Here is a 22,574-nt window from a genome sequence, read left to right as displayed (position 1 = left end):
TATACTGGTCTATATCGAGACGCTTTCATGATTCTAGTCCATGAAAGGTAAATTGCAAGTAAATCCGCCGATTCAGGAATGACGCGAAGGAGTTTGATTATGAGTGCTGTTGTTGAAGATGTCCGCGTAGGGTCCGATAAAGGGCGTAAACCCAAAGATAAAGGGTCCTACGAAATCCTTGTTGGCGATGCTGACCTCAATTTTAGGCAGTTCGTTCTCGATGATCCGATTCCGACGGGTCGTCAGGTCATCGAGGCCACCGGTATGCGTAAAGCCGAAGAACGGTTGGTATTTCAGGTTCTGAAGAATGGTGAGCTTGAAGAGCTTCGACTTGAAGAGACCGTCGATCTTCGTGAGGCTGGGGTTGAGCGGTTTCTCATCTTCACCAGCGCTGAGTCTTTTCGAATTGATCTTGATGGCAAACGCCTTGAATGGGGGCAGGCCGTCGTGAGTGGTCGTGTGCTCAAGCGTCTCGCGGGTGTAGATCCTGCCAAATACTCTGTGTGGCAGGAAATTCGGGGCGCAGAGGATCGTTTGATTGCAGACAATGATCTCGTACGCCTAGATCACGCGGGACTGGAACGTTTCTTCACCGGTGTTTCAGATACCACGGAAGGATCAAACTGATGTCCTTCTTGCCTTCGAAAGATCGTCGTTATCTTGCGGACCGTGACGTTTCCTTCCACGAAGTTGTGGAAGGAAACAAGAAAGGAGTGGTTCTTGAAAACTTCTTGCTGCCGGCAGGGAAATACCAAACAGCAAGTGCTGATATCCTGATCATGTTACCGCCAGCCTATCCGGATGCTCCTCCTGATATGTTCTACGCATTTCCGCATCTGCAATTAGTTGCGAGCCACCGGCAACCTAATTGCACAAATGTTCGCATTAACTTTGATCGGAAAAGCTGGCAACGCTGGTCGCGACACAATGACCAGTGGCGACCTGGGGTCGATGGGCTTTGGACAATGGTAAAGCGCATTGAACAAGCGCTGGAGGTGGCAGCGTGACAAATTGTGACCTGATCTTTCAGCAAGTTCACCGAGAACAGCTCTGCCAGCTGTTGGCCAGTAGGAAAGGTGAAGAACGGGCTGCATATATGCTGTTTGGTATCAGCGATATTGCTAAAGACCCATGGCAACTGACCCGCCGGGTTCGCTATACCTCATATGAAGTCATCCCAATTCCAGAAGAGGACTATGTTTCCGCAAGTCGGAGGCATGTCACTTGGAAGACCAACTCCTTTGTAAAGCTTTGTCAGCGTGCAAAACAGGACGGTTTGGTCGTGGCTATTGCTCACAACCATCCAGCCTGCACAGACGCATTCTCAGACCAAGATGATCAAAATGAACGTGATCTCTATCAGTTGATGGTCAATCGTAACGGCGGTGAACATCCGTTGGTTAGCGTGCTGCAGGTTGGCAAAGATACGATCCGGGCCCGAGTGTGGAACGGTCCTAGCGTGCCTGACGACTGTCAACGGATCAGTTTCATTGGTTCCGGTATTGAAGTCTCGACGATACAACGAGATCGGCCGAAAGCGTTTCTTGATCGTCAGGCGTTGGCATTTGGTGAAGATGTCAACGCTGCGCTCAGGGATTTAAGAGTGGGTGTAGTCGGATGTGGCGGGACAGGCAGTCCTGTTGTTCATCTTCTGGCCCGTCTTGGGGTGGGTCGGATCGTGGTTCTCGATGACGATATCGTAGAGACGACCAACCTCAACAGGTTACAAGGTGCAACCATTGATGACGCCAACGAAAAGACGCCAAAAGTTGATGTGATGGTGCGCGAAGTTAACCGAATGGGATTGGGCGTTCAGGTCGCTTCAATCAGGGGTTGGGTGAATACGCCTGAGGCGCGTGACGCACTAAAATCTTGTGACGTCATATTTGGATGTACTGATGATCATTCAGGGCGCTTGTTTTTGAACCGCTTTGCCCTGTTCTATCTGATTCCGGTCATCGATACTGGACTGGTCTTAATGCCAAATGAGTCGGGAGCGCCTGGGTTACAAGAAATGGCGGCTAGGGTTTCTGTTTTGGCGCCCAGTGCACCGTGTCTTGTGTGTCGTAAGACAGTGAATGTCACACGTGCACGGGAAGAAGATCTTCGTCGACATTCTCCGGAAGAATACGAGGCCTTAAAGAACGAAGCCTATGTTCGGGGAAGTGGCAATCCGGCGCCTGCGGTTGTGACTTTTACGACCGAAGCCGCAACGATGGCAGTGAACGAATTATTGCAAGGCTTGGTGGACTTTCGCGCAGAGGGTCGGTGGGCGTGGCAAAGATATCGTCGACTTGACCGAGCAACAGAACGGGTACAAGGAGCAAAGGCGATACCTGGTTGTGGCATATGTGCGGATCCGACAATTTGGGGTCGTGCAGATATTGAACCTTTTCTTGATCGGACCGGATGATGGGAATCTTAATCAATCTAGTACGCAAGTTTCTGGAGGCCTTCCACTTTGTTACTTGCAGTGATGTGACAGTACGCTTTGTTTCGCGTCACCCGAACCCGGAACAGATAAGATCCGGTGAGATGTTGATTGTCCGAGACAAGATCGACAAATGGTTGTGCTTCCATTGCCCGGATGGATGTGGAGAAATAATCAAATTGCCACTCAATCCGAGACAGCGACCACGGTGGGGAGTTTCAAGCGATTGGCTGAGACGACCAACAGTCAATCCGTCTGTGCGGCAGACGTCAGGGTGCAAAAGTCATTTTTGGGTCCGGAAAGGAAAAATCGATTGGTGCGGAGATAGTGGAAATAGCGCCTGAGCTGAGATCTAGAAGTTGAATTTAGTTTACCAGAATCAGAAAATTTAACTTGAATCTCGAAAGGATATTGCGTGGACGTTTACGAAAATATTGTTATTGGAGGTTTCATTTATACACTCGGGTTTTGTGCAGGTCGAAGAGCCCTACCTCCACCAACGAATATTAATTTGTTGCAGCAAACTCCGATGGACCAATCATTGGCAGATGTTCTGATCGGTATGCCAAACGTTTACCATCTGATTGAATTCAAACGTAGGGCCAGTAGAAGTCAGAAGGAAACGGACAAACGCCGTTTCCTCGAACGATATCTGAGCGTCCATGATCGGCGTTTCTGTAACATCTCGCGGGCAACCCATCTTTATATCGAAAACGATCTGCGCAGTGGCAGCCTTGAAGTATTCTGTGCGCCATACCTTGACTTTGTAACAGGCCTCAAAAAAACCACCTTGGATTTGATCGCAAATACGATTTTGGACGGGGTGCAAGTGACGGACTTGCGAATTTCAGGCAAGGAGTGTTGCGATTATCTTGAGCTTGTTCAGCAGGCATACAAGGGAATGTACAAAGCTAGTGGTTCGGCTGGGGATAGCGGCGGTTTTATAATTGTTGGCGGTGCGTCAACCGGTGAGATTCAGTTTCAGGCGTTACCTGACATTCGACAATTTGCAATGACAGGTCGTGAGCTTCAGCGATTACATCAAGACCAACGTCGCGATCTGGATCAAAAGATTGATACCAGCAAAACTCGCTCACGAGTGAATGAACGGGAGCGATCGCAAGATAGAACAATTTCGCGCGGCTTAAGTATGTAGGGGTTAGCAGATGAATGAATTCTCAAAGAGCTCAACTGAGTTCGAAGAAGCGTTGCGGGTTTTTTACGGCTTGATGGAGAAGGCTGAAAATGACCGGGAAATCTCTTTGAAAGCGGCAAATGACTTGCGGAAAGCGGTTGAGCGGTTTGAAGAAACAACCCGAACCAGTTTAGCTATTGCAGCACTAGAGCGCGCGATGAAACCTATCGCCCGTGACATTGGGACAAGTGTGAAATCCGATATCTCGGCAATGTATAAAGAAGCGGAAAAAGCTAAGGAATGTGCAGAAGCTGTCACTACCAACATGACTCAAAAAGCGCGAAAAGTCCTATGGCCGATCCTTGGCGTTCAGGCGATGCTGATTGTGCTAATCTTGACTCTGATTACGGTAGGATATTTTTATTTTAGTCCGCTCTTCGGTTTGGAAGCCAAGCGGGCGGAATATGCACAACTGGCGCAGAATGTTGAGTTACTGGAGTTAGTTGAGAACAGCAGCGTTCGGCCATGTAGCACGAAGGAAGGTCAGCGCTTTCTCTGCACAAAAATATACAGGAATGGTAGTGCCGACAATCAAGTGTATTATGTTCAGCCTTACTAAAGTTCCCAGCAGCAAAGTTGCTTTGTTAAACCGGTCACACCAACGTTCAGCAATGGCCTGATCTGGTACGAGGGCTATGTATGTGCACCATTTAATCGCGCGACAAATTTTCCAAGGATGGTCAGTGCGGGCCCACCGAGTTTTCGTTCAATCAAATTCAACTGCGCCAGCTCTTTGAGAATATTCTCGGGAACTCGCTTTTTCATCAGCCCTGAAGCCAATCCGACAATGGCCATCTTCTTGTTCTTCAGAAAGTTTGGCGTTCACTCTTGCGGCCTCTCGCGCGAAGTGTGCAATGGCGCGACGGCGTCGCTCTTCATTGTTCATGTCTACCTCGTGTTTCCTAGAGTGTGAGACCTGTCGCTTTTGATATCTCCTGTTTCAGATAACCAATGGCGATGGTCGAGAGAATCTCCAAGGTCACATATCCACCGGCCTCGGCCACTTTGCTTCTGGTCTTGGACCAGATCGTCTCATTGCGAAGTGCTTGTGTGAAGTCATGCCCTGCCGAAGTCAGGCGATAGGCGTTGTCATTGACCCGTGCAAGAAAGCCGCAATCACAAAGTAATTCCAGGTGATGGTTTTGCTTCTTGAGCTCTGCCGAAGCGCTGAGTGGTCGGCGTGTAATAAAAACAATATCTGGACTGTCCTCTATCTCCATTAGGAGATCACGCAAGTAGCTGTCATCCCGATGCATGGAATCCCTCCTGCCAACGAACAAATTGAGCACCATCCTGGACGCAATACGCGCATGCGACGACGTTACATTACGAGAATCTTATACCCTTTTTGCTGCCCATCCATAACATACGACATGACTCAAAATGCCGCAGGTATTTCCCGACTAATGAGTCTCATCCACGAAAAAGGGAATCTCAAATTAAAAAACGAGTCTCAAAGATGAAAACGGGAGTCTCATTGAAAAAAATGGAGTGGATACCAAACCATTGAAAAAATGGACTTCTACTTTTTCTCGAAGAATTTTCATGTAATCAGAATTTTCATGCGGTTTCCGAAATGCGTGAAACTTGATGAGTGCATCCTGGGAGCTTGATGCGTCAAAATCTTGAGGTATTCTTCAATCTAGGGCAGAATTCAGCTCGCTTCTTCCCTTGGAGCAGTCCCATGAATCGGCCTAGTACAGAGCAGTCCTACCTTCTTAGTCTGGCGGCCTCGGCCGGCGATCTTGTCGACACTGCATTGGCAACATCTACGCGTCGAAGATACCAAGCTGCTTGGAAACGATATCAGGATTGGTGCAGGTTGCACGGCTTGGTACAGAGCGCTCCTTCGGCCAAGACAATCGGTCTGTTTCTCACAGAGCGTTCCCGGATAGTAGGCATGTCGGCTCTGACACAAGACCTCTCGGCGATCCGGCATCATCTAAGACTTTCCGGGTGCGCGGTAAGGGACGATCGCGAGCTTTTGGCTCGCCTCCTGAAAGGGTGTCGGCGCGCAAAAAAGAATATCAATCGACCTAAACGCAAAATCGAACCTGACACGCTTCTCCGAGCGTTGGAACTTATTCCCCAAACCCTGAAGGGTCGACGGGATCGTGCGATGTTACTGACTGGTTTTGCTAGCGCGATGCGTCGATCGGAGTTGGTCTGCTTGGAATGGAGTAACATCCGATTTGAGGAAGAGGGGTTCTGTATCACCACTGGTTGGAGCAAATCAGGTAAAGCGATTGATGGCTGTTTTGTTCCCAGAGTTTCTTCACCATTGTGTGCATGGTCAGTGCTAAGCGGATTACGTGGTGAGCTCTCAGACAGTAGCCAATTCTGCTTTCCTCGAATTGCGGCTCATGCTCCCACCATGCAGCACGTTTCCGACCGATATCTTTACCGCCTCATAAAGCATCTGATGGCCGAGCTTGGAGCTCCTCACGAAGAGTATGGTGCTCATTCATTGCGGCGGGGGTTTATTACCGCAGCTCATCATGCCGGCGTTGTGAACGGCGATATTCTCAATGTCACGCACCATCGCACCGAAAGGGGTCTCATGCCATACATTGCTGGCGTCGATGGCAATGCTTACCGGAAAGTCATCGCAAGTCTTGGAGCAGGTTTCGATCAAGATGAAAGAGGCTAGTGCCGAACTTAAAAGCATTCCTGCGTATGTCGCGAGAGAATTTGAACACCCGCAATATCTGCTCGATTTTGTGGGGGTCGGACATGACAGTATGTTGTCGGTCGAGGAAGGTTATGATTCTCAGCAGATTTGGTTGATTGCTCGAATTTTGGAAATCAATGAATCAGTTTTAACAGTCGAACACGATCTTTACGGATGGGCCAGATCAAACGCGCATACAGCAGTTCTGCGACGGTTTCCCATCAAGGATTTTTCGCAGGTCCGTGAGAGTCAACTTCTTTTCTACCACAGACAGATCCTACCCAAAGAACAGTCTTTGGTGACCTATAGGATGTGGGTTGACCCAGAATCTATAGAACATGTTTGGCTCCATCGCGAAACCAAGAATGATGTTCTGCTCTCGCGTTCATCACAGAGTAATAGAATTAATCAAGGGTGGATTGCACCTCGGTTTCGTGTGTCGTCTATCTTGAGACAGTCTGGTAATCGTAGCCACTATGGATCAGAGTTTAAGGAAAAAATTCTTCTAAGTCCCGGCGATCTTTTTTGGATCTATTTTCACAAATCACCTCTCTTGGTCCAGTATCTTCTGGAAGGAGCGACGAAGCCCGTATTGCCGCGATTTTTTCAGCGGCAACCAAAACAAGTTGGCCTAAGGTATGAGGCCGTACTGAATAAATGTGACAGTCTGACTTATATTCGTGCGGCTATAAATTTGGCGAACTTTCAGGTTTCGGGTGGAAGATCGAATGCCTACCTCAGTAAAACAGCTCAGATGCTCGTCGGTATTTTGTTTCGCGACGGGCGCGCATTCTCCGAATTTCCCCTACTCTTTCCGTTTACCGAACCGTTTATGATCGAGTTTCTGGGGCGTCGTGTGTTGACTTCAGAGCCAAAACTGGACCGTCCTCTAGATGAGGCGGCTGAAGGGCAATTAATCAATCGTCAGGCCATTCAAGCTGTTCAGATTATTTCAATTGAACCCAAACACTGTGTCACGCGACTTTATTTCTCAAGCAAGCAAAAAATTGCGAAGAGGTTTAGACCGAATAAAAACGGTCGAATTGATGTCCCGGTTTCTGGATTCTTTGGTGAGTCAATTCTGCGGAAAACGTTTAGGTGGACACCGCCACCCGAACTTGCGTTGAGAACCGCGCAAGTTGGCCCTCCCCTCCGTCCAGCCAGTTACAATCGACTCCCGACGGATCATCCAAAAGAGAGGTCGATTGGAAATGTGAATACGCCGGAAGAGCTAATTCGAGTATCTAGGACACTATTTGATCAGAAGGTAAAAGTTCCTTTCAAAAGAATACGGACGATCTTGGGTCAAGCTCCTCATTACGACTATCGTTTCCGAACATTTCAACTCCTTCCATCTAGCCCAAATGGAAACAGAGCTATCTTCACTACTTGGTTGGGCAGTAAGGTTGGCTTTCCAATCAGCCCGACCGCATCCGCACTTTTCTCACTGGTTGAGTCCACTTCAGCGCAGGTATGGACATTGGCTGCCGATTGGCTTCCAATGAGTCATGAATATCCGACGATCTCACTTGTTGAAATACCTGAGTGGTGGGGCACCCCGATCCTCGTACAGCCCCATAGCAAACGCCGACTTTGTGTCCTAATGGCAAGGTTGTACCTTCATAACGCGAATTACTATTTGTTCTGTGTCGAGCGGCGATCGCCGCCCCATTATTCTCCGTTGCGACTTGGAAACTTTTTGGTCAAGCCGGACGAAGAAATGTGGCTTGGTCAGGATGTTCTCTTGGATATTCTTTACACTGGCGTTCGGTCAAGTAATGGCGGTTGGCCTCGAACGGAAGAACTCGTAGAAGTAGCCGGATGCTATTCATACCCTGTCAGAAGAAAAGCTAAGAGCCGAGAAGGGGTAGGAGACGATCTTTTGCGTGCAATTAATAAACTGGATTATTGAGGTCATAATTGAGCAGTGCTGTACCCTCACGTAATTCGTGACATGGGTCATCAATCGGACGTAAGAAGTAGGATCGCCAACACTTGGCATTCGTGCCGCACGCGATAAGGCTCCAGGGCCAGTTGAAAATGAGCCGACCCACGAGTGCCATTAGTTGATGTCGAGTTTCGCAATCGAGAACGCCAATGTTGGGTTTTTCGCCTGGCATGTTGAGCCTCTCATAATCTCCACCCATCAATTTATGGACAGTATTCCGTAGCTCAGGTGCTCTGTGCCCTTGCCCTGTGCAGCAACGCATAAGTTCTGAGATCAATCGAAGCAATGCTTTCGGCGTATCCGATGGGGTGTCCCAGAAAATTGTCCCCGTTGTTATTGCTTGATCTATCCTCTGTTGTAGTCGGAAGGCATAGGAATCAATGTGAAAATTCGTCTTTGCGTCACGCCGGTCCATGCCGCATTTGTCGCACTTGTGGATCTCGCCGCGATGCAGGCAGACGGGTGCTTCGCAATTCCAACAGCGATCAAGCAGACGTTGGCGATGTTTTGTACAAACCGTAACGCAATTTAGGCGCCAAAACAGCTGATAGTAGCCCTCTTCCTTTAGGCACTGTGGACAATAGGTTTGGCCGAACTTCTTATGAAGTCTGTGAAATATCCCAAGGACGGTGATCTCTTGCTGCAACCCTGAGCCTGAAGTTTCCGGTAGCAAAAGCTTTTCGTAAAATGGAAAGGTGGTTGCGAGTGCTTTTGCTGGCGAAGTGCCCGTCAGTATCGCCATCTGACGGAGAATGTTTGAGTCTCCCAGGCGATCAGTATCCCTGTTCCATATCGGATAGAGGGGCCAGACCAGATCACAAAATGTTTGTAGATAAAGCCCATTCAAATGCGCCGTTCGGACAACCCAGCTCGATAGGCTTTCACCGCATTTTGGCCGTGGACGGACTGGTAAATAGCTCCTAGCCATGAGACTGCTTGGCCAAATCACGTAGCCTTGCTGCCTGAACGGACTTTGGAACAAAGCCAGTATCCCTGAAGTGAGCAACTGTAAGGCTTGGGGAGCCATCATCAAATGCAATGTAAGTTGCTTCTTTCAGAAAATCGATCATATCTCCCAAATTGCCCTCACCTACAGTGAGGATCATCTGTGCAATTTCCTCGTTCTTATAAAGGAATGAAGGTTCGGGTAACGGAATCAAGGATTCGATCATATAGAGAAGTTTTCGGTACTCCTCGCCGTCTTTCCATAGAGGCAAACTATAGGGGCGAAATCGGCTGGCTAATTGGGGGTCAGATGCAATGACCCGTGCTGCAGAGTCTATGCCAGCAGCAACAAAAGAGATGCGTAACTCATTGCTTAAAAATCGCAGCATGTTCAAAAACTCGTGCTGAGACCGAACACTGCAGCGGGCGACATTGTGAAACTCGTCAATGATGATTGAACGAAGACCGAGACTTTCGCATAAAGTAAGAGTTTGGATCTCAAGAACAGAAGTCGCGGCTGACTCTTTAAAGAGTGCCCCCAGACGTTTTAGCATCATGGAATAAAAACGTCGCAAATCGGGTCTGGGGGGCATGGTTATAAATATAACGGGAACATTGTTGGATTCAGCTTCGATATCCGTGATCGGCGGATGAGCTTTAAGCGCTCTTTCCAGAATCATCGTTTTTCCGTTGTTGCTCTTTCCAATCAGCAACATTGAAGGCATCCGATGACACGGAGGTTGTTTTACTGTGAGAGAAATCTCTCTCAACAAACGATCAGCATATTCGTAGGAAGTCCACTTTGGTTCCTTCATCCAAAGGGTTTTCTTTTCCGCATTTTCCGCGAGTAGCTGGAGGGTTCTTGGGTGCAGGTGAGATGTCATTCGAGATCAATCCCTGTCTGCAAAATCTTTGGATCGAACTCATAAACTGCTTTACGCCCTTCCGAGCGTCCGCCTTTGTCTCTATCCGCTTCCCGTGTAGTGGCGAGCTTATTACCATCAACGTGTTTGGCTCTTTCGCCGTTATTGATGGCTGGAACTGTAGAAGGGTTGTTGCTAGGCTGGAGTGCCTTTTGCCGTCTCTTGCGCTTGTGGTGCTTCGTTTCTTTGAGAGCTTTCTCGGTGTCCCGACGCATTTCAAGCAGGCTTTCCACAATCTGAGTCTCGTTCTCTAAAGCCCTTCCTGCACGCTCTGCTTCACGAGTAATGATGTTGTATTCATATTGGCTCATTGGTGGCAGGGATTTATCCCTGTAGACGAGCGGGTAATACTTCTGTTCGCTAGGCACATAGATGAACAGTTTGGAGATATCGCGTGGGTCATAGCGAACCGTGTAGCTTCTCTTCTCGCCCATATTGAGGAGGTGATCCAGGATTTCACCATCATACTCAATGTGATTGAAGCGAACGCCGTACTTCTGAACCGTTCTCGTAACCTGCGGTAGGAAATCCAACAAAAAGCGATCTGGGTCTTCAGGTTCTCTGCTTGTCTTGCCATATTTTTCGTACATTATCTGTAAACCTTGTTCGAACTTTGCCATCGGGGGCATGCCGATTTCGGTATGCACTTTGTTATGGTAGACGCCAGTAATGAAAAGAGCCCACCTTCGATCTAATTCGCTTAAAGTCAGGCATGCATCTTTTTCCGGGTTGTAGTCGGAATTCTTGTTTGGAGGGCTTCTTGTCGAACCTGGTTGCCCATGATTTTGCCGGTTCATGTTTCTGATCCAGCTTTCTACTGTGCCCCCAAAATTCGGTTGTCCTAAGGGTCTGAACAGAACGGATATTCCATATTCTTGGCAATCTCTGACAAACAGATTTCTCCTGAACTCTTTGGCATTATCGGTATGAATTATGCCGGGTAGTCCGTGCATTGGCCATGGAGCGCTAATACGGCGTTTAAGTAACCATTTGTCCTTCCTTAGGACAGCGTGTGTCAGACACATCGCAACGGAAAGAGTGCTGGGGTGTGCAAAGCTCACATAGTATCCGAGACATGCTCGGCTATAACAATCAATAGCGGTCGTTAAAAAGGCTCTTCCGATTACGCATCTGTTTTCTGGATCGACGAGATGTCTGTCGGTTGGTGTATGATCAATTTGAATGCATTGCAGCGGATACTCTGCGTACGGAAAGTGCCCTTGTTCCAGTTTATATTTTTCGTTCGCGTGCTTTACTGAAAACCGTTTGCTGCATACGGTTTTGGGCGCCACCGAAAGAATCCGTTTCCGAAATGCGGATATTGAAGGCAACGGGATATTCTTTAGTTGGCAATCTACACGTAACTCGTTGTACGCAGAGGCTAGCGTTGGTCTTCGTTTGTTTAGGTAATGTGTATCGATCGTGGACGTCATCAAGGCCTCTTGATCCTTAGTGAGCCGTCCAGTTCTAGGCATGGTCTTCTTGCTCGAATGCAAAAAACACGAGGTGTTTGGCTTCTTGATATATCGTTGGACCAGTCTGTAGAACGTAGCAGGTGAGACATGCAATTCTTCTGCATGTGCTTCAGCTTGGGCTCTGGTCTTCTGCTTGGTATCTAGCCACCGTTCGACACTAGTGCGAAATTGGCACGCCCTTTTCCATTCTTCGTCGGAAACCTTATCCCGCTTGTTATCGCTGGCAACTGGGGGATGACCTTGTTGCATCATGGCGTCAACCTGCGTTCTATTTCGATTCGGACCCGAAACATACCACATAATGGCTCAGTCGTCAGCAGGTGCCATATCGACCACCACTTTACTTAGAAATCTTGCCACATACTGACAAGGCTATTTTCAGTTACGAGCGACATCGGATCAGATGCGATTTGGCGGTTTGCCAGCATCCTTAGAACTTCAGAAAATACGAGGTTACTTGGGAAGTTTCCCAATTCTTGTTGAACGTTTTGAATCAGTTTAGGTCCGCCTGTCCGAAGAAGTGATGCAATGGCTGTTTCCAGCTTCGTATTTTCGGGATTGCGGCGAAATGGCATTAGCTGTTCGGCTCGATGCAGTTCCGGCGTTCTGATTTCGTCTTCGCTATAGACAGCAAATCTCCAGCCGCGCCGTTTTGCCCAACGTTGAGCGTGCTTGAATTTTCCTATGAGATCCGGCGATTTTGGGCCGTTAAGCTCAGAGGTGAATTTGACCTCGACAAAGATGCTTTCAAGATGAGTTGGTATGTTGTTATGGTAGACACGTCGCACGATATGGAAATCTGGGGTGTAAGACCTGAGGCGAAAGTCTTCGTCAAAATAACCAATCTTTATGGGTTGTGCATCGATAACACGCACACCTCTTCTCAGAGCCATGATTGTAATGAAGTCTCGCTCAAGGCGGCTTTCAAACTTTACGAAGCCACCTGTGCTATCGATAATGATGTTTCCAGTTGATGAAATCCTGCTCGGCGGAATTTCGCGCTGACTGATGGTGGTTTGGGAGGCTGCTGAAAGTACTTCGAATAAAGCGTCAGATTCCGAGGAAATTTTAGCGAGTCTCAGGTTATCGTGCTGAGTCTCATATTTAGAGAACCAGTCAGTCCATTGGTCGTTGATATCATTGGCCATAGCGAATCTCACATTTAGAAAACTTTTCCACCCGGTGAAATGTCGCTAGCCCATAACGGGGTTTTGTTTTTGGACGAACTGCCGGAATTTCAGCGAAATGTACTCGATGCGCTGCGTCAGCCACTTGAAACCGGGCAGGTGTCGGTGGCGCGCGCCAATGCGCATGTGACCTATCCGGCCCGGGTGCAGCTGGTGGCGGCGATGAACCCGTGTCGTTGTGGGTATCTGGGCGATAATGACCTTGCATGCAGTCGGGCACCACGCTGTGGCGAGGATTATCAGGCGCGGCTTTCAGGCCCGCTTTTGGACCGGTTTGATATTCAGATTGATGTGCCCGCCGTGAAGCCTGAAGAACTTGATTTGCCCGCCAATGGCGAAACCAGTGCCACCGTGCGCGAACGGGTGTTTCTGGCGCGTGAACTTCAAATGTTACGATATAAAAACGAACATATCTCAACCAACGCCTTGGCGGATGGCGAAGTCCTGCAAACTGCGGCCGCCCCCGATGATGCCGGGCGGGAACTGTTGCAGGATGCCACCCGGCGCATGAAGCTTTCGGCGCGTGGATATCACCGGATTTTGCGGGTGGCGCGCACGATTGCCGATCTGGCGGGCAGTGGTGTTGTTAAACGCCCGCATATTGCCGAGGCGCTTAATTACCGGCAGATGATGTATCGGCGGTAAGAAATTTTCCGTTATTGCCTGCCCAAATCGCCAACATGCGGTGGCGACGGAGTTTGACGACATTTTGCACAGAGGAGAGGATTGAATGCGGACATCGGTGTGTTGGACCAACTGGCAGGGACAGGGGCTTGAACGCTGCACGCTTGTTCAGGATGACGAGCATTTGATCCTTGAAGGAGTGGTTTCAGGCACGCGCGGGGGCAAATATGGTGCCTATTATTCGGTGCGCGCGGACGCGCAATGTCGGACACGTGAAGTACTGGTCAAATATATCGGCGGTCAGACGTTGCATGTTGTGGCCGATGGGGACGGTCATTGGCATGACATCCTTGGCGACCGGCCGGTGCCGTCGCTTGATGGGTGCTTTGATGTTGATATTGGTGTGACCCCGGCCACCAATACCTTGGCGATCAAGCGGCTTGGGCTGGCGCCAAAGGCACGCCAAGACATTGTCGCAGCCTATGTCCCGCTGCCAAGCCAGATCGAGGGGGCGTTCCTGCCTGTCCCGGCACAGCAGCGCTATACCTGTTTGATTGCGGATCGGCGGTATCGCTACGAAGGATTATTCCGGTCATTCAAGGCCGAGCTGGAACTGGACCGGTTTGGCTTGGTGATGGATTATCCTGATACCTTCCGGCGGGTTGAGGAAACCAGTTAGGATGATATCTGATGGGGTATTCCCCCAGCCAAGCAGTCTCGGCTGGAGGTGGTGGTTCCAATGGATGTCGGGGTTACGCCGCATCACTTTGTTGTAAGCCGGTGATCATGCCGATGATTTCGTTTTTATCGGTTTTGGCTGTTTCACGAATGCCGATTTGCTGACCGCGGCGGAGCACACATACGCGATCAGCCAGACGGAAAACCTGATCAAGGCTGTGGCTGATGATCAGAACGCCGATATTGCGCTGTTTCAGTGATTCAACGATTTCCTCGACCTTGGCGGTTTCAGCAACACCCAGGGCCGCCGTCGGTTCATCGAGCAAGATGACCTTTTTCGCCCAACGTGTGGCGCGCGCAATCGCAACCCCCTGGCGTTGACCGCCCGAAAGATCACGGATGGTGGCATGCGGGCTTGGAATACGGACATCCAGTTCATCAACCAGTTTCTGCGTTTCGGAAATCATGGTTTTGCGATCAAGCATGCCAATTTTGTTTGTGATTTCACGGCCCAGAAACATGTTCATATACACGCTTTGCTGATCGGCAAGGGCGAGGTCCTGATAGACGACCTCAATCCCATGCGACCGCGCAATTTCGGCACTGGCCATTGACACCGTTTCATCTTCAATCGTGATGGTGCCGGAACTGGGCGCATAAACGCCCGAGATGATCTTGATCAGGGTCGATTTGCCCGCGCCATTATCGCCGACAAGGGCAACAATTTCCCCGGGATGGATATCAAGGGAGAAGTTTTCAATCGCGGTGACCGCGCCAAAATGCTTCTGAATGTCTTTGAGGCTCAGGACCGGTTTTGTATTGCTCATAAGATGTCTCCTAAACCGGCCATGCGGCGGTTTCGCCAAAGCTGTTTTCAATGGTTTCAACAACCGGATTTCCGGTCGAAATACCCGATACCCCAACCACATAGGCACGGGTGACAAAGGCCTGCCCGCGGAAACCAAAGATGGCGGTATCGCCCGGTTTCGGGGCCTTTGGCCCGGTGGCATCGATCATGGCGTAATAGTCAATCATCGAGGGCGGTGGTACTTCGACTGAACGAAGGGCTGTTTCTGCGGTGGTTGGCTCATCGCCAACGATGGCTTGGACGTCATAATCGGGGAAAATCGGATCAATATAGAACCCGCCGCCAAAGCAATAAGCCTTACCACCCGACAGGTGGGACACCTCGGACAGATACAGCACAGCAGGCAGTTCCGGCAGATCTTCAACCACATGAAGGGCGGTGGTGCCGTGAATGCCGTTGCCTGGTTCGCATTGAGTTGCGCCCGCTTCGGCCAGACCAGCCAAAAGAACCGAGGACGTGGTGCCCGGCGCATTTATTTCGATATCAGAACGGCCATGTTTTGCCAGACGTTCGGCGGCCTTGGTAAGCGTGGTTAAATTCTGCGTTGGCAGGACCTTGCGGCTGTCATGTTCAAACAGTAAGGCGGGGAATGTTGTAATTCCGGCAAAGCGTCCGCCCGCCAAATCGTCAATGAAATCAGCAACATTTGTGATGTTATCGGCGCTAAACCCGCCTTCATGGCCGCGATAGAAGGTGTCGCCTTCGGCGTGGATGCGGGCCAGAATATCCTGAACATACCCGGCCTTGTGGGCGGCGGTGGCGGCCTCGGTCGCCTTGGTATCGTTAAAGACAGTCCAATAATCGGGGCGGAAGCGTTTGGCGGCTGCGTTTGCTTCGAATTTGGCGATCTGTTGAAGATGGCCCAGATGCCCAACGCGCAGCCCGGCGTTATGAGTGGCGCGCGCGCAGGCCATATCGACCGCGACCGACCGGTCAATGCCGCCACGCATCACCGCATGCGAGAACGAACTGGCGCGTCCGACCTGCTTGGTCATGGCAAATATTTTCAGACCGTGTTTGTCGGCCTCGGTTTTCAAGGTGCGTGCATTGGCCTCAACCGCATCAAGATCAAGGATATAGGCATTGGCGGGTACTTTGCCGTCACGGTGAAGGGCCATGGCGGCCTCGACGAATTTCGGATTGCGACGGCGTAAGACATCAAGAAACATGGTTTTTCTCCTGCTTTTTGGGCTTATCGCGCTTTTTCGCGCAACGAGACGGCAACGGCGGCCAGAATGATCAGGCCCCGGACGATCATTTGATCGGACACCGAAAGCCCCATCAGGATCAGCCCATTATTGAGCATCCCCATCATCAGCGATCCAATCAGCGCCCCGATGATCGTTCCCCGCCCCCCATGCAAAAGGGTTCCACCGACGATGACAGCCGCAATCACGGTCATCAGATCAGATTCGCCAAGCGTGTATTTGGCCGCCTGCAAACGCCCGGCATAGAGCAACCCGGCAAGCCCGGCCAATCCGCCCGACAGCATCAGGACATAAAGCCGAATGCGCGCAACCTTGATGCCCGACACACTGGCAGCCTGCGGGTTGTCACCGGTGGCAAGGACATGGGCGCCAAATCGGGTTTCGCGATAAATGAAATGACCAACTGCAACGGCCAGAACCGTCCACCAGATCAACGAAGGAATGCCTAAAAAGCTGCCCGATCCAAAGAAACCGGCAAAATCGCCATCCAGAACCGGGATGGAGCGCAGATTGGTCATTGATCGGGCAATCCCGGCAAACAATCCCATGGTTGCCAAGGTCACTAGAAATGATGGCAGACGGACAAAGGCGACAACCGTTCCGTTGATTGCCCCGGCCAGCAGACCAGCCCCCATGCCAGCAGCAATGCCAGCCACTATCCCGTATTCATTCATGACCACGGCGGCGGCCAATGCGGAAACGGCAACGATGGAGCCAAACGACAGGTCGATTTCACCCGCCGACAACACAAACACCAGACCAATCGCAAGGATGGTCGCCGGGGCAGTTTGCAGCACGATGTTTGACAGGTTGCGGATGCTTAAAAACCCGTTGTTGCCCAGTGTGATGGCAAAGAACAGGAAGATGGCAAGAAAGCCAAAATAAACGACATATTGCTGCAGATTGATCCGGCCAACAATCTGGCGCAGTGATCTGCTGGCGGCGGCGTTGGCAGATGTCGGGTTGCCGGGTTTTGATTGGGACATGATCGGTCACTTCCTTGGGCGGAACGGCAAAGCAAAGGGTGTCATGGATGGTCAGAAACCATTATCGATGTCCGTTTACCGGGCGATGAGGTACCGCCCGGTAAACAGGTGATCAGTTCATCATTTTGATGATGGAGTCCGGTGCATCGCGGTTAAGCGACTCTTTCCAGCCATCCAGAACGTTTTCTTTTTTCACCGTTAAGGCCGGGGCAACGATAAAGGGCGGTGTTTCTTCGCCCAAAATAGCCTTAAGGCCGGTTGCCGCCATGGCACGGCCCAACTCATAGGCCTTGTCGGCGACAATTGCCGTCACATTTCCATCACGGACCATGTCAATTGCGACCGGTTCGGATAGATCAAGGGTGACGATTTTTGTGTGTTTGTTGCCATTGGCACGTAGGGCCGCCAAAACGCCATCAGCCGGTTCGGCCCATGTGACATAGATGCCATCAAGATCGGGGTTCTGAAGCAGCATGGCATTTGCCAGTTCTTCGGCGCGGGCCGGGTCGGTGATGCCCTGCTCAGCGACGATTTCGATGCCCGGATAGTCATTTTCAATCGTGGTTTTGAACGCATTGTCACGCTGGTTGGTGACGTAATAGGTCGCGTCATGGAAAATCCAGCCGACCTTGCCCTTGCCACCGATTTCTGTGGCCAGCGCATCAGCCGCTTGTTTGCCCATGGCAAACAGGTCATCGGTGACGATGGCGGCATAATCGGTACCATGTTTATAGTCAGACGGCAGGTTGGACAGGAACACCAGTTTGGTATCGTTTTCAACTGCTTCGCGGAAAGCTGCAGCAGATGTCACCGGATCAAGCGGCAGGGCCAGAATGATATCAGGTTCTGCAGTCAGGGCCGTTTCGATGTCGCTGCGCTGACGTGCGGCATCAAAACCGGCGTCGGTGGTGACAGCAATCTTGACACCGGCTTTGGCGAATTCATCGGTTGCACCAGCAGATACCGCATTGATGAAATCCGATGATGTATGCCACAGCAAGGCCGCCTTAAGGCCTTTTTCCTTTAAGCTGGAAAGTTCGGCATCCGAAAGGGTGATTTCTGCACTGGGGGTGGCGGTTTCGCCGTTCGGACCAACGGTTTGTGCAAAGGCAGCAGTGCTGCTCATCATGAATCCGGCAATAAGACCGATTTGAAGCAATCCCTTAATCAACATGAGCCATTCCTCTGATAGATGGTGTGTTTTTGTTTTGTGGTTTCGTTGTTTTGTCTTGGCTTTAACGTGTCTTGTGTCGCCGGACGGTTAGTCTGCGATCCCGCAATAACGGGCCATAAAGCAGGCAAAGGCGACGATGCCTGCAAAATATTCTTCGATATCGACGCGTTCTTCGAATGTGTGGCAGTTTCGGATATCACCCGGCGCGCAATAGACTGCCGGGGTACCCAACTCATTGACAAAGAACGGAGTTTCCGACCAAAACGGCGCACCTTCGATCTTGCCGCGCCTGGCCATGGCGGTGGCAACGGCGTTTGACAATTCGCGGACTTCAGGCAAGTTCGGGTCAATTTCAGCCGCCGATCCGCCCAGCGCATGGTCGCGGCCCGCCGGATAGCTGATCGACACCTGAATTTCCGGATCAGCAATCGCGCCGCGAATGACCTGTTCCATTTCACGCGCTGCGTCATCAAGGCTTTCGCCGGGCAGCAATTTACGGATTAGCGAAAGTTTGCATTCTTCCGGTACCGCAATGAAACCGCCGCCGGTCAATCCGGTGATCAGAAGGAAGCCTTCGCCGATCAGGTCATGATGGCCGCGTGATTTTAGATCATCGGAATGGTTCCAAAGGGCGGACATCACGGAATGGGCGGCTTTGAGTGCGTCCTTGCCCAGCTCTGGTACACCAAAATAAGCCGATTTACCGGTGATTTTGATGTCGGCAATGTAAAAGCCGATCTGGGCCGGATAGACCGCCAGACGGGTTGGTTCGACATAAACGGTAAAGTCGGGCTTGGCGATTTCACCTGCGGCAATGCGGTGAGTGTAATCCTTGATCCCGGCGGAAATACCCGATCCGGGCTGGCCGCTTTCTTCATCGCCGACATAGGCAAAGGCCAGATCGTTTTTAAGTTTGATACCCGCGGCATCCAGCAGACTGAGTGCGGCAAGCGATGCGCAAATCCCGGCCTTAAGGTCGCCCGATCCCCGGCCCCAGATTTCGCCATCAATCAACGGCGCACCAAAGGGATCTTCGCGCTCGGTCCCCTTCCAATGATCGCGCCAGCCATCGACATGAACCGTATCGGTATGGCCGATGAACAAAAGTCGTTTCGATTTCGAAGTGTTTCCTTCGCCAACACCTTTGCGTTCGCCCCAGATGTTTGGGCGACCGGGTTCAAATTCGGCGGTGGTGATGGCTTCAACCCCGCGGTTGGTCATCTGTTTGGACAGATAGGCGACGAAATTGGCTTCGTTGCCGGTAATGCTTTGCGCACCAATGGCGCCGCGAAACAGATCGAGTGCATCTTCGCGGTCCAGCAAAGCTGCCAGTTTGCTGTGCAGATCGTTGGTTTTGGTCATGTGCTTGCCCCCTTAAGGGAAACACTGCTGGCAGGCGGCAGGGAAATGCGCCCATCGGGGGCATCCGCCCCGAAAAAGGTATTATGCAGATGACCAAGCCCGATGGCGGCGGCACCGACGATGGCCGCACGCTGATGCAGGCTGCTGGGCACGATTGTGATGGGTTGGGGCATGATTTGCGGCAGGAATTTTTGCGTGCGGGCAATCATTTCCGGGCGGTTGCCAATTGATCCGCCAATGATGATTTTTTCCGGGTTGGCGATGGCTGTGATCGCACCGACCCCGAATGCAAGGTAGCGCGCCGTTTCATCAAGAACCTGATTGGCAGCATCTTCGCCGTCATTGGCGGCATCAAAGATCGCCGGGACTTTGACATCGCGCCCGGTCAGGGCCGTGTAACGCTGCATCATGCCGACAGAGGCAACAATGCGTTCATAGGCCCCCGCCCGAATGGATTCCGTATCGAACGGATCGGCGCCAAATGGCAGGAAACCCAGTTCACCGGCGGCGTTTCCGGCCCCGCGTACCAGTTCACCGTTGACCATCAGGCCACTGCCAATACCGGTGCCAAGCGCGATAAAGGCCAGGTTATCAATCCCTTGACCTTCGCCGAGCCAGTTTTCACCAAGAACCGCCAGATTGACGTCATTTTCAAGCATGACATCAAAGCCGAACGCCTTTTCAAAGGCGCTAAAGACATCCATGTCCTCAAATCCGGCAATATTGGGGGCGAGCAACACCTTGCCACTCTTGGGGTCGGGGGCACCTGGCACGCCAATGACCGCAAGGCGAATGCGGTTGCGATCGATCTTCTGGGAATCGGCGGCCTGCCAGCATAGCTCGGTAATCTGATCAATCAGATGCTGGCCTCCACGCGGATCGGTTGGGGCGACTTGTTCGGCAAAAACCTGACAGGCGAGATCGGCAATGGCGACCTGAACCTTTGTCCCGCCAAGGTCCACAGCGGCGATAAAGGCGGCATCGGGGATCAATTCATAGGTAACGGCAGTGCGTCCGACATGGCCGGTGGTGCGCCCGGTCTCCTGTACCCAGCCGGCTTCTTCAAGCTGACGGACGATTTCCGAAATCGTTTGTTTGGAAAGCCCGGTTTGTTTGGCGATGGATGCGCGTGAAATCGGGCCATTCTGGACGATGACCTCCATCACGGCACGTTGGGAAAACTTCCGGGAAATGCGCAAGGATTCGCTCACCGACCTCTCCTGATTGATCTGATTATTGTTTGGTTTATTTAATTCGTTCAGTTACCGAACTATCTATATCAGAAGAAGCTCTGTCAAGGGTGATATGCGCGCAAAATGCGCCACCCGATGTTAAACCCGTTGGGTTCTGGGGCATTTTTGATTGTTAAGTAATTGAAATATAACGCTTATGCAGATTGCAAGGCGCGGGCGCGCTGAAGCCGTTCAATCTTGTAAACTGATGAGGGCGGCATGTTGCGCACGGTGGTTCCAATGCGCGTGGCGCGCAAACCAAGACGGCCGAGAATGGCCGAGGGGACGGGACAGCGCGGGCCATAAGTGAACTGGTAAAACGCACCATCATCGCGCAAATAGCCAAAAGTGCCGGTCAGGATTCCCATGATCTGGCGCGGTTTCATCGACAAAAGCGGCAGGCCGCTAATAACGGTGGCAAGCGTGCTAGGGGCATAAAGGCCGGCCTTTGCCAGCCGGGTGGCATCCATTTGTAAGATGCGCGCATCGGGATGACGGTCTGACAACAGACGGGAAAAATACGGTCCCGCTTCGATCAGGGTCAGATCATTTTCGAGTAGTCCGCGTTTAAGCAGTTCACGGGTAAAGACCCCGGTGCCCGGCCCCAGTTCAAGAACCGGGCCTTGACCGGGGACGACTTCGGATGTGATCAACTGCGCCAGTGCGGGGCTGGATGGCGAAATGGCCGAAACCCGTCTGGGATCGGTTACCCAGGCCCGAAAAAACGGCAAAAGATCCGACATGTGCGTGTCTGCCTCGATACGGTGTGTTTATGGTTAGTCTAAGCTATTGACCTTTTATGTCGCGACAGGTGTTTATTTGTGTTCATTTTGCGAAATTGCACGCTGTCGCGGTGACACAAGATCGTGAGCCTTGTGACCAATTCTAAAGGTTACGAGGCGTTTTCCTGTCGATTTTTACGCAGAACATCAATCAAACGGGCTTCTTGCGGATCGGCGTGGAAGCTGTTGGGGATGATCATTACCCCTTTGGTGCCGTCATTGGCCTCGATCATGTAAAGGGTGGCGTCATCGCCGGGATCGGTGCCGTTGTCGGTGCTGGTGGAATGCACCAGACGTAATTCATGAGGCTGATAAAGATGGCCGGTGCCGTCGCTGCGTGCACCATCGTCTTCACACATGAAATGATGTTCGAAACCGTGTTCTTTGGCATTTGCCTGAAGATCAGCCAAGGTCATTTGGTCCTCCTGAAACGCAATTTGCTCGATATAGGGAAAACGCCGGACCAGACAACTTGTTCCAGAAATCAGGAATGCTTGCGCCGTAAATGATCGATCAGATCCGCCTTGTCGGCATCGGTATGAAAGCTGTCAGGGACAATCAGCATGCCGCGTGTGCCGTCATTGGCCTCGATCATGTAAAGGGTGGCATCATCGCCGGGATCTGTACCGGCATCGACGGATCTGGAATCGATGATGGTCAGGTCATCGGCATGATACTTCGCCTGTTTCCCGTCACATGTCACAAGGGCGCCCGATGCACTGAAAACATGGGAAAATCCGCGATTACGGGCCATTTCCTGCAAGTCGGATAAATTCATGGTGAACCTCCGTCTGTGTGTTTTGCCAAGATCGTCATGGTCAGACTACCAGATTTGACCAACAACATGGTTGGACAAAGGCAAAACCGGCCGATTTTACGATGATA

The 22,574-nt window shown here is 51.2% G+C and carries 21 protein-coding genes and 1 pseudogene; 8 read left to right on the top strand and 14 right to left on the bottom strand.

Going from position 1 to position 22,574, the window contains the following annotated elements:
• Positions 1-99: 99 nt before the first annotated feature.
• From AMM48_RS07695 to AMM48_RS07670, 5 genes are all read left to right on the top strand, one after another.
• Positions 100-627, top strand: a complete 528-nt coding sequence (locus AMM48_RS07695; protein WP_083379368.1) for a multiubiquitin domain-containing protein — start codon at positions 100-102, stop codon at positions 625-627.
• Positions 627-1,007, top strand: coding sequence for an E2/UBC family protein (locus AMM48_RS07690; RefSeq protein ID WP_071240274.1), 381 nt, complete (start codon positions 627-629; stop codon positions 1,005-1,007). The genes AMM48_RS07695 and AMM48_RS07690 overlap by 1 nt, the downstream gene beginning before the upstream one ends.
• The gene (locus tag AMM48_RS07685) at positions 1,004-2,413 is read left to right on the top strand and encodes a ThiF family adenylyltransferase (RefSeq protein ID WP_071240275.1); all 1,410 of its coding nucleotides are present in this window, start codon (positions 1,004-1,006) and stop codon (positions 2,411-2,413) included. The genes AMM48_RS07690 and AMM48_RS07685 overlap by 4 nt, the downstream gene beginning before the upstream one ends.
• A gap of 433 nt (positions 2,414-2,846) precedes the next feature.
• Positions 2,847-3,587: a hypothetical protein gene (locus AMM48_RS07675; protein WP_139192124.1), complete on the top strand. Its 741-nt coding sequence runs from the start codon at positions 2,847-2,849 to the stop codon at positions 3,585-3,587.
• Between the two features lie 10 nt (positions 3,588-3,597).
• Positions 3,598-4,185, top strand: a complete 588-nt coding sequence (locus AMM48_RS07670) for a hypothetical protein (RefSeq protein ID WP_071240277.1) — start codon at positions 3,598-3,600, stop codon at positions 4,183-4,185.
• A gap of 147 nt (positions 4,186-4,332) precedes the next feature.
• Here the strand turns inward: AMM48_RS07670 and AMM48_RS22075 are convergent, their stop codons facing one another.
• Both AMM48_RS22075 and AMM48_RS07665 read right to left on the bottom strand, forming a co-directional pair.
• The gene (locus AMM48_RS22075; RefSeq protein WP_139192125.1) at positions 4,333-4,512 is read right to left on the bottom strand and encodes a hypothetical protein; all 180 of its coding nucleotides are present in this window, start codon (positions 4,510-4,512) and stop codon (positions 4,333-4,335) included.
• A 16-nt stretch (positions 4,513-4,528) separates the two neighbouring features.
• Positions 4,529-4,882 carry a DUF2513 domain-containing protein gene (locus AMM48_RS07665; protein WP_071240278.1) on the bottom strand — a complete coding sequence of 118 codons (354 nt, stop codon included), beginning with the start codon at positions 4,880-4,882 and terminating at the stop codon, positions 4,529-4,531.
• Positions 4,883-5,526: 644 nt separating this feature from the next.
• On the opposite strand from AMM48_RS07665, the gene AMM48_RS07660 reads away from it, so the two are divergent.
• Entirely contained in the window at positions 5,527-6,276 is a 750-nt protein-coding gene (locus tag AMM48_RS07660; RefSeq protein WP_071240279.1) for a tyrosine-type recombinase/integrase, read from the top strand.
• A gap of 2,889 nt (positions 6,277-9,165) precedes the next feature.
• Here AMM48_RS07660 and AMM48_RS07645 read toward each other — a convergent pair.
• From AMM48_RS07645 to AMM48_RS07635, 3 genes are all read right to left on the bottom strand, one after another.
• Positions 9,166-10,074 (bottom strand): TniB family NTP-binding protein, encoded by a 909-nt coding sequence (locus AMM48_RS07645; RefSeq protein WP_071240281.1) that lies wholly within the window; start codon positions 10,072-10,074, stop codon positions 9,166-9,168.
• Positions 10,071-10,910 (bottom strand): Mu transposase C-terminal domain-containing protein, encoded by an 840-nt coding sequence (locus AMM48_RS22360; RefSeq protein WP_244271160.1) that lies wholly within the window; start codon positions 10,908-10,910, stop codon positions 10,071-10,073. The genes AMM48_RS07645 and AMM48_RS22360 overlap by 4 nt, the downstream gene beginning before the upstream one ends.
• Before the next feature lie 1,022 nt (positions 10,911-11,932).
• Positions 11,933-12,736 carry a TnsA endonuclease N-terminal domain-containing protein gene (locus tag AMM48_RS07635; RefSeq protein ID WP_102783581.1) on the bottom strand — a complete coding sequence of 268 codons (804 nt, stop codon included), beginning with the start codon at positions 12,734-12,736 and terminating at the stop codon, positions 11,933-11,935.
• Positions 12,737-12,766: 30 nt separating this feature from the next.
• On the opposite strand from AMM48_RS07635, the pseudogene AMM48_RS07630 reads away from it, so the two are divergent.
• Both AMM48_RS07630 and AMM48_RS07625 read left to right on the top strand, forming a co-directional pair.
• Positions 12,767-13,420 (top strand): annotated as a pseudogene (locus tag AMM48_RS07630) (ATP-binding protein); the annotation flags it as partial.
• A gap of 85 nt (positions 13,421-13,505) precedes the next feature.
• The gene (locus tag AMM48_RS07625; RefSeq protein ID WP_102783580.1) at positions 13,506-14,078 is read left to right on the top strand and encodes a putative glycolipid-binding domain-containing protein; all 573 of its coding nucleotides are present in this window, start codon (positions 13,506-13,508) and stop codon (positions 14,076-14,078) included.
• Between the two features lie 73 nt (positions 14,079-14,151).
• On the opposite strand, the gene AMM48_RS07620 is transcribed toward AMM48_RS07625, so the two are convergent.
• The 9 genes from AMM48_RS07620 to AMM48_RS07580 form a co-directional block, all read right to left on the bottom strand.
• Complete coding sequence (locus AMM48_RS07620) at positions 14,152-14,904, bottom strand: ATP-binding cassette domain-containing protein (RefSeq protein WP_102783579.1); 753 nt, start codon at positions 14,902-14,904, stop codon at positions 14,152-14,154.
• A gap of 10 nt (positions 14,905-14,914) precedes the next feature.
• Positions 14,915-16,114, bottom strand: coding sequence for an alanine racemase (locus AMM48_RS07615; protein WP_102783578.1), 1,200 nt, complete (start codon positions 16,112-16,114; stop codon positions 14,915-14,917).
• A gap of 23 nt (positions 16,115-16,137) precedes the next feature.
• Positions 16,138-17,139: an ABC transporter permease gene (locus AMM48_RS07610; protein ID WP_102783577.1), complete on the bottom strand. Its 1,002-nt coding sequence runs from the start codon at positions 17,137-17,139 to the stop codon at positions 16,138-16,140.
• Between the two features lie 112 nt (positions 17,140-17,251).
• Positions 17,252-18,313 carry a substrate-binding domain-containing protein gene (locus AMM48_RS07605; RefSeq protein ID WP_102783576.1) on the bottom strand — a complete coding sequence of 354 codons (1,062 nt, stop codon included), beginning with the start codon at positions 18,311-18,313 and terminating at the stop codon, positions 17,252-17,254.
• Positions 18,314-18,400: 87 nt separating this feature from the next.
• Complete coding sequence (locus AMM48_RS07600; protein WP_102783575.1) at positions 18,401-19,675, bottom strand: M20 family metallopeptidase; 1,275 nt, start codon at positions 19,673-19,675, stop codon at positions 18,401-18,403.
• Positions 19,672-20,886 carry an ROK family transcriptional regulator gene (locus AMM48_RS07595; RefSeq protein ID WP_102783574.1) on the bottom strand — a complete coding sequence of 405 codons (1,215 nt, stop codon included), beginning with the start codon at positions 20,884-20,886 and terminating at the stop codon, positions 19,672-19,674. The genes AMM48_RS07600 and AMM48_RS07595 overlap by 4 nt, the downstream gene beginning before the upstream one ends.
• A 176-nt stretch (positions 20,887-21,062) precedes the next feature.
• Positions 21,063-21,650, bottom strand: coding sequence for an rRNA adenine N-6-methyltransferase family protein (locus AMM48_RS07590; RefSeq protein ID WP_102783573.1), 588 nt, complete (start codon positions 21,648-21,650; stop codon positions 21,063-21,065).
• A 149-nt stretch (positions 21,651-21,799) separates the two neighbouring features.
• Positions 21,800-22,105, bottom strand: a complete 306-nt coding sequence (locus AMM48_RS07585) for a phosphoribosylpyrophosphate synthetase (protein WP_102783572.1) — start codon at positions 22,103-22,105, stop codon at positions 21,800-21,802.
• Between the two features lie 68 nt (positions 22,106-22,173).
• Positions 22,174-22,467 carry a phosphoribosylpyrophosphate synthetase gene (locus tag AMM48_RS07580; RefSeq protein WP_101301375.1) on the bottom strand — a complete coding sequence of 98 codons (294 nt, stop codon included), beginning with the start codon at positions 22,465-22,467 and terminating at the stop codon, positions 22,174-22,176.
• Positions 22,468-22,574: the final 107 nt, after the last annotated feature.

The sequence above is a fragment of the Thalassospira sp. GB04J01 genome (assembly GCF_000751115.1).
In the GTDB taxonomy this organism is placed as follows: Bacteria; Pseudomonadota; Alphaproteobacteria; order Rhodospirillales; family Thalassospiraceae; genus Thalassospira; species Thalassospira lucentensis.
This window is presented reverse-complemented; position numbering and strand designations above follow the sequence as displayed.

What these genes read in the sequence shown, in the direction of transcription:
- AMM48_RS07695 (WP_083379368.1), top strand. Translation starts at nt 100, where the DNA reads ATGAGTGCTGTTGTTGAAGATGTCCGCGTAGGGTCCGATAAAGGGCGT.
- AMM48_RS07690 (WP_071240274.1), top strand. Translation starts at nt 627, where the DNA reads ATGTCCTTCTTGCCTTCGAAAGATCGTCGTTATCTTGCGGACCGTGAC.
- AMM48_RS07670 (WP_071240277.1), top strand. Translation starts at nt 3,598, where the DNA reads ATGAATGAATTCTCAAAGAGCTCAACTGAGTTCGAAGAAGCGTTGCGG.
- AMM48_RS22075 (WP_139192125.1), bottom strand. Translation starts at nt 4,512, where the DNA reads ATGAACAATGAAGAGCGACGCCGTCGCGCCATTGCACACTTCGCGCGA.
- AMM48_RS07665 (WP_071240278.1), bottom strand. Translation starts at nt 4,882, where the DNA reads ATGCATCGGGATGACAGCTACTTGCGTGATCTCCTAATGGAGATAGAG.
- AMM48_RS07660 (WP_071240279.1), top strand. Translation starts at nt 5,527, where the DNA reads ATGTCGGCTCTGACACAAGACCTCTCGGCGATCCGGCATCATCTAAGA.
- AMM48_RS07645 (WP_071240281.1), bottom strand. Translation starts at nt 10,074, where the DNA reads ATGACATCTCACCTGCACCCAAGAACCCTCCAGCTACTCGCGGAAAAT.
- AMM48_RS22360 (WP_244271160.1), bottom strand. Translation starts at nt 10,910, where the DNA reads ATGAACCGGCAAAATCATGGGCAACCAGGTTCGACAAGAAGCCCTCCA.
- AMM48_RS07635 (WP_102783581.1), bottom strand. Translation starts at nt 12,736, where the DNA reads ATGGCCAATGATATCAACGACCAATGGACTGACTGGTTCTCTAAATAT.
- AMM48_RS07625 (WP_102783580.1), top strand. Translation starts at nt 13,506, where the DNA reads ATGCGGACATCGGTGTGTTGGACCAACTGGCAGGGACAGGGGCTTGAA.
- AMM48_RS07620 (WP_102783579.1), bottom strand. Translation starts at nt 14,904, where the DNA reads ATGAGCAATACAAAACCGGTCCTGAGCCTCAAAGACATTCAGAAGCAT.
- AMM48_RS07615 (WP_102783578.1), bottom strand. Translation starts at nt 16,114, where the DNA reads ATGTTTCTTGATGTCTTACGCCGTCGCAATCCGAAATTCGTCGAGGCC.
- AMM48_RS07610 (WP_102783577.1), bottom strand. Translation starts at nt 17,139, where the DNA reads ATGTCCCAATCAAAACCCGGCAACCCGACATCTGCCAACGCCGCCGCC.
- AMM48_RS07605 (WP_102783576.1), bottom strand. Translation starts at nt 18,313, where the DNA reads ATGTTGATTAAGGGATTGCTTCAAATCGGTCTTATTGCCGGATTCATG.
- AMM48_RS07600 (WP_102783575.1), bottom strand. Translation starts at nt 19,675, where the DNA reads ATGACCAAAACCAACGATCTGCACAGCAAACTGGCAGCTTTGCTGGAC.
- AMM48_RS07590 (WP_102783573.1), bottom strand. Translation starts at nt 21,650, where the DNA reads ATGTCGGATCTTTTGCCGTTTTTTCGGGCCTGGGTAACCGATCCCAGA.
- AMM48_RS07585 (WP_102783572.1), bottom strand. Translation starts at nt 22,105, where the DNA reads ATGACCTTGGCTGATCTTCAGGCAAATGCCAAAGAACACGGTTTCGAA.
- AMM48_RS07580 (WP_101301375.1), bottom strand. Translation starts at nt 22,467, where the DNA reads ATGAATTTATCCGACTTGCAGGAAATGGCCCGTAATCGCGGATTTTCC.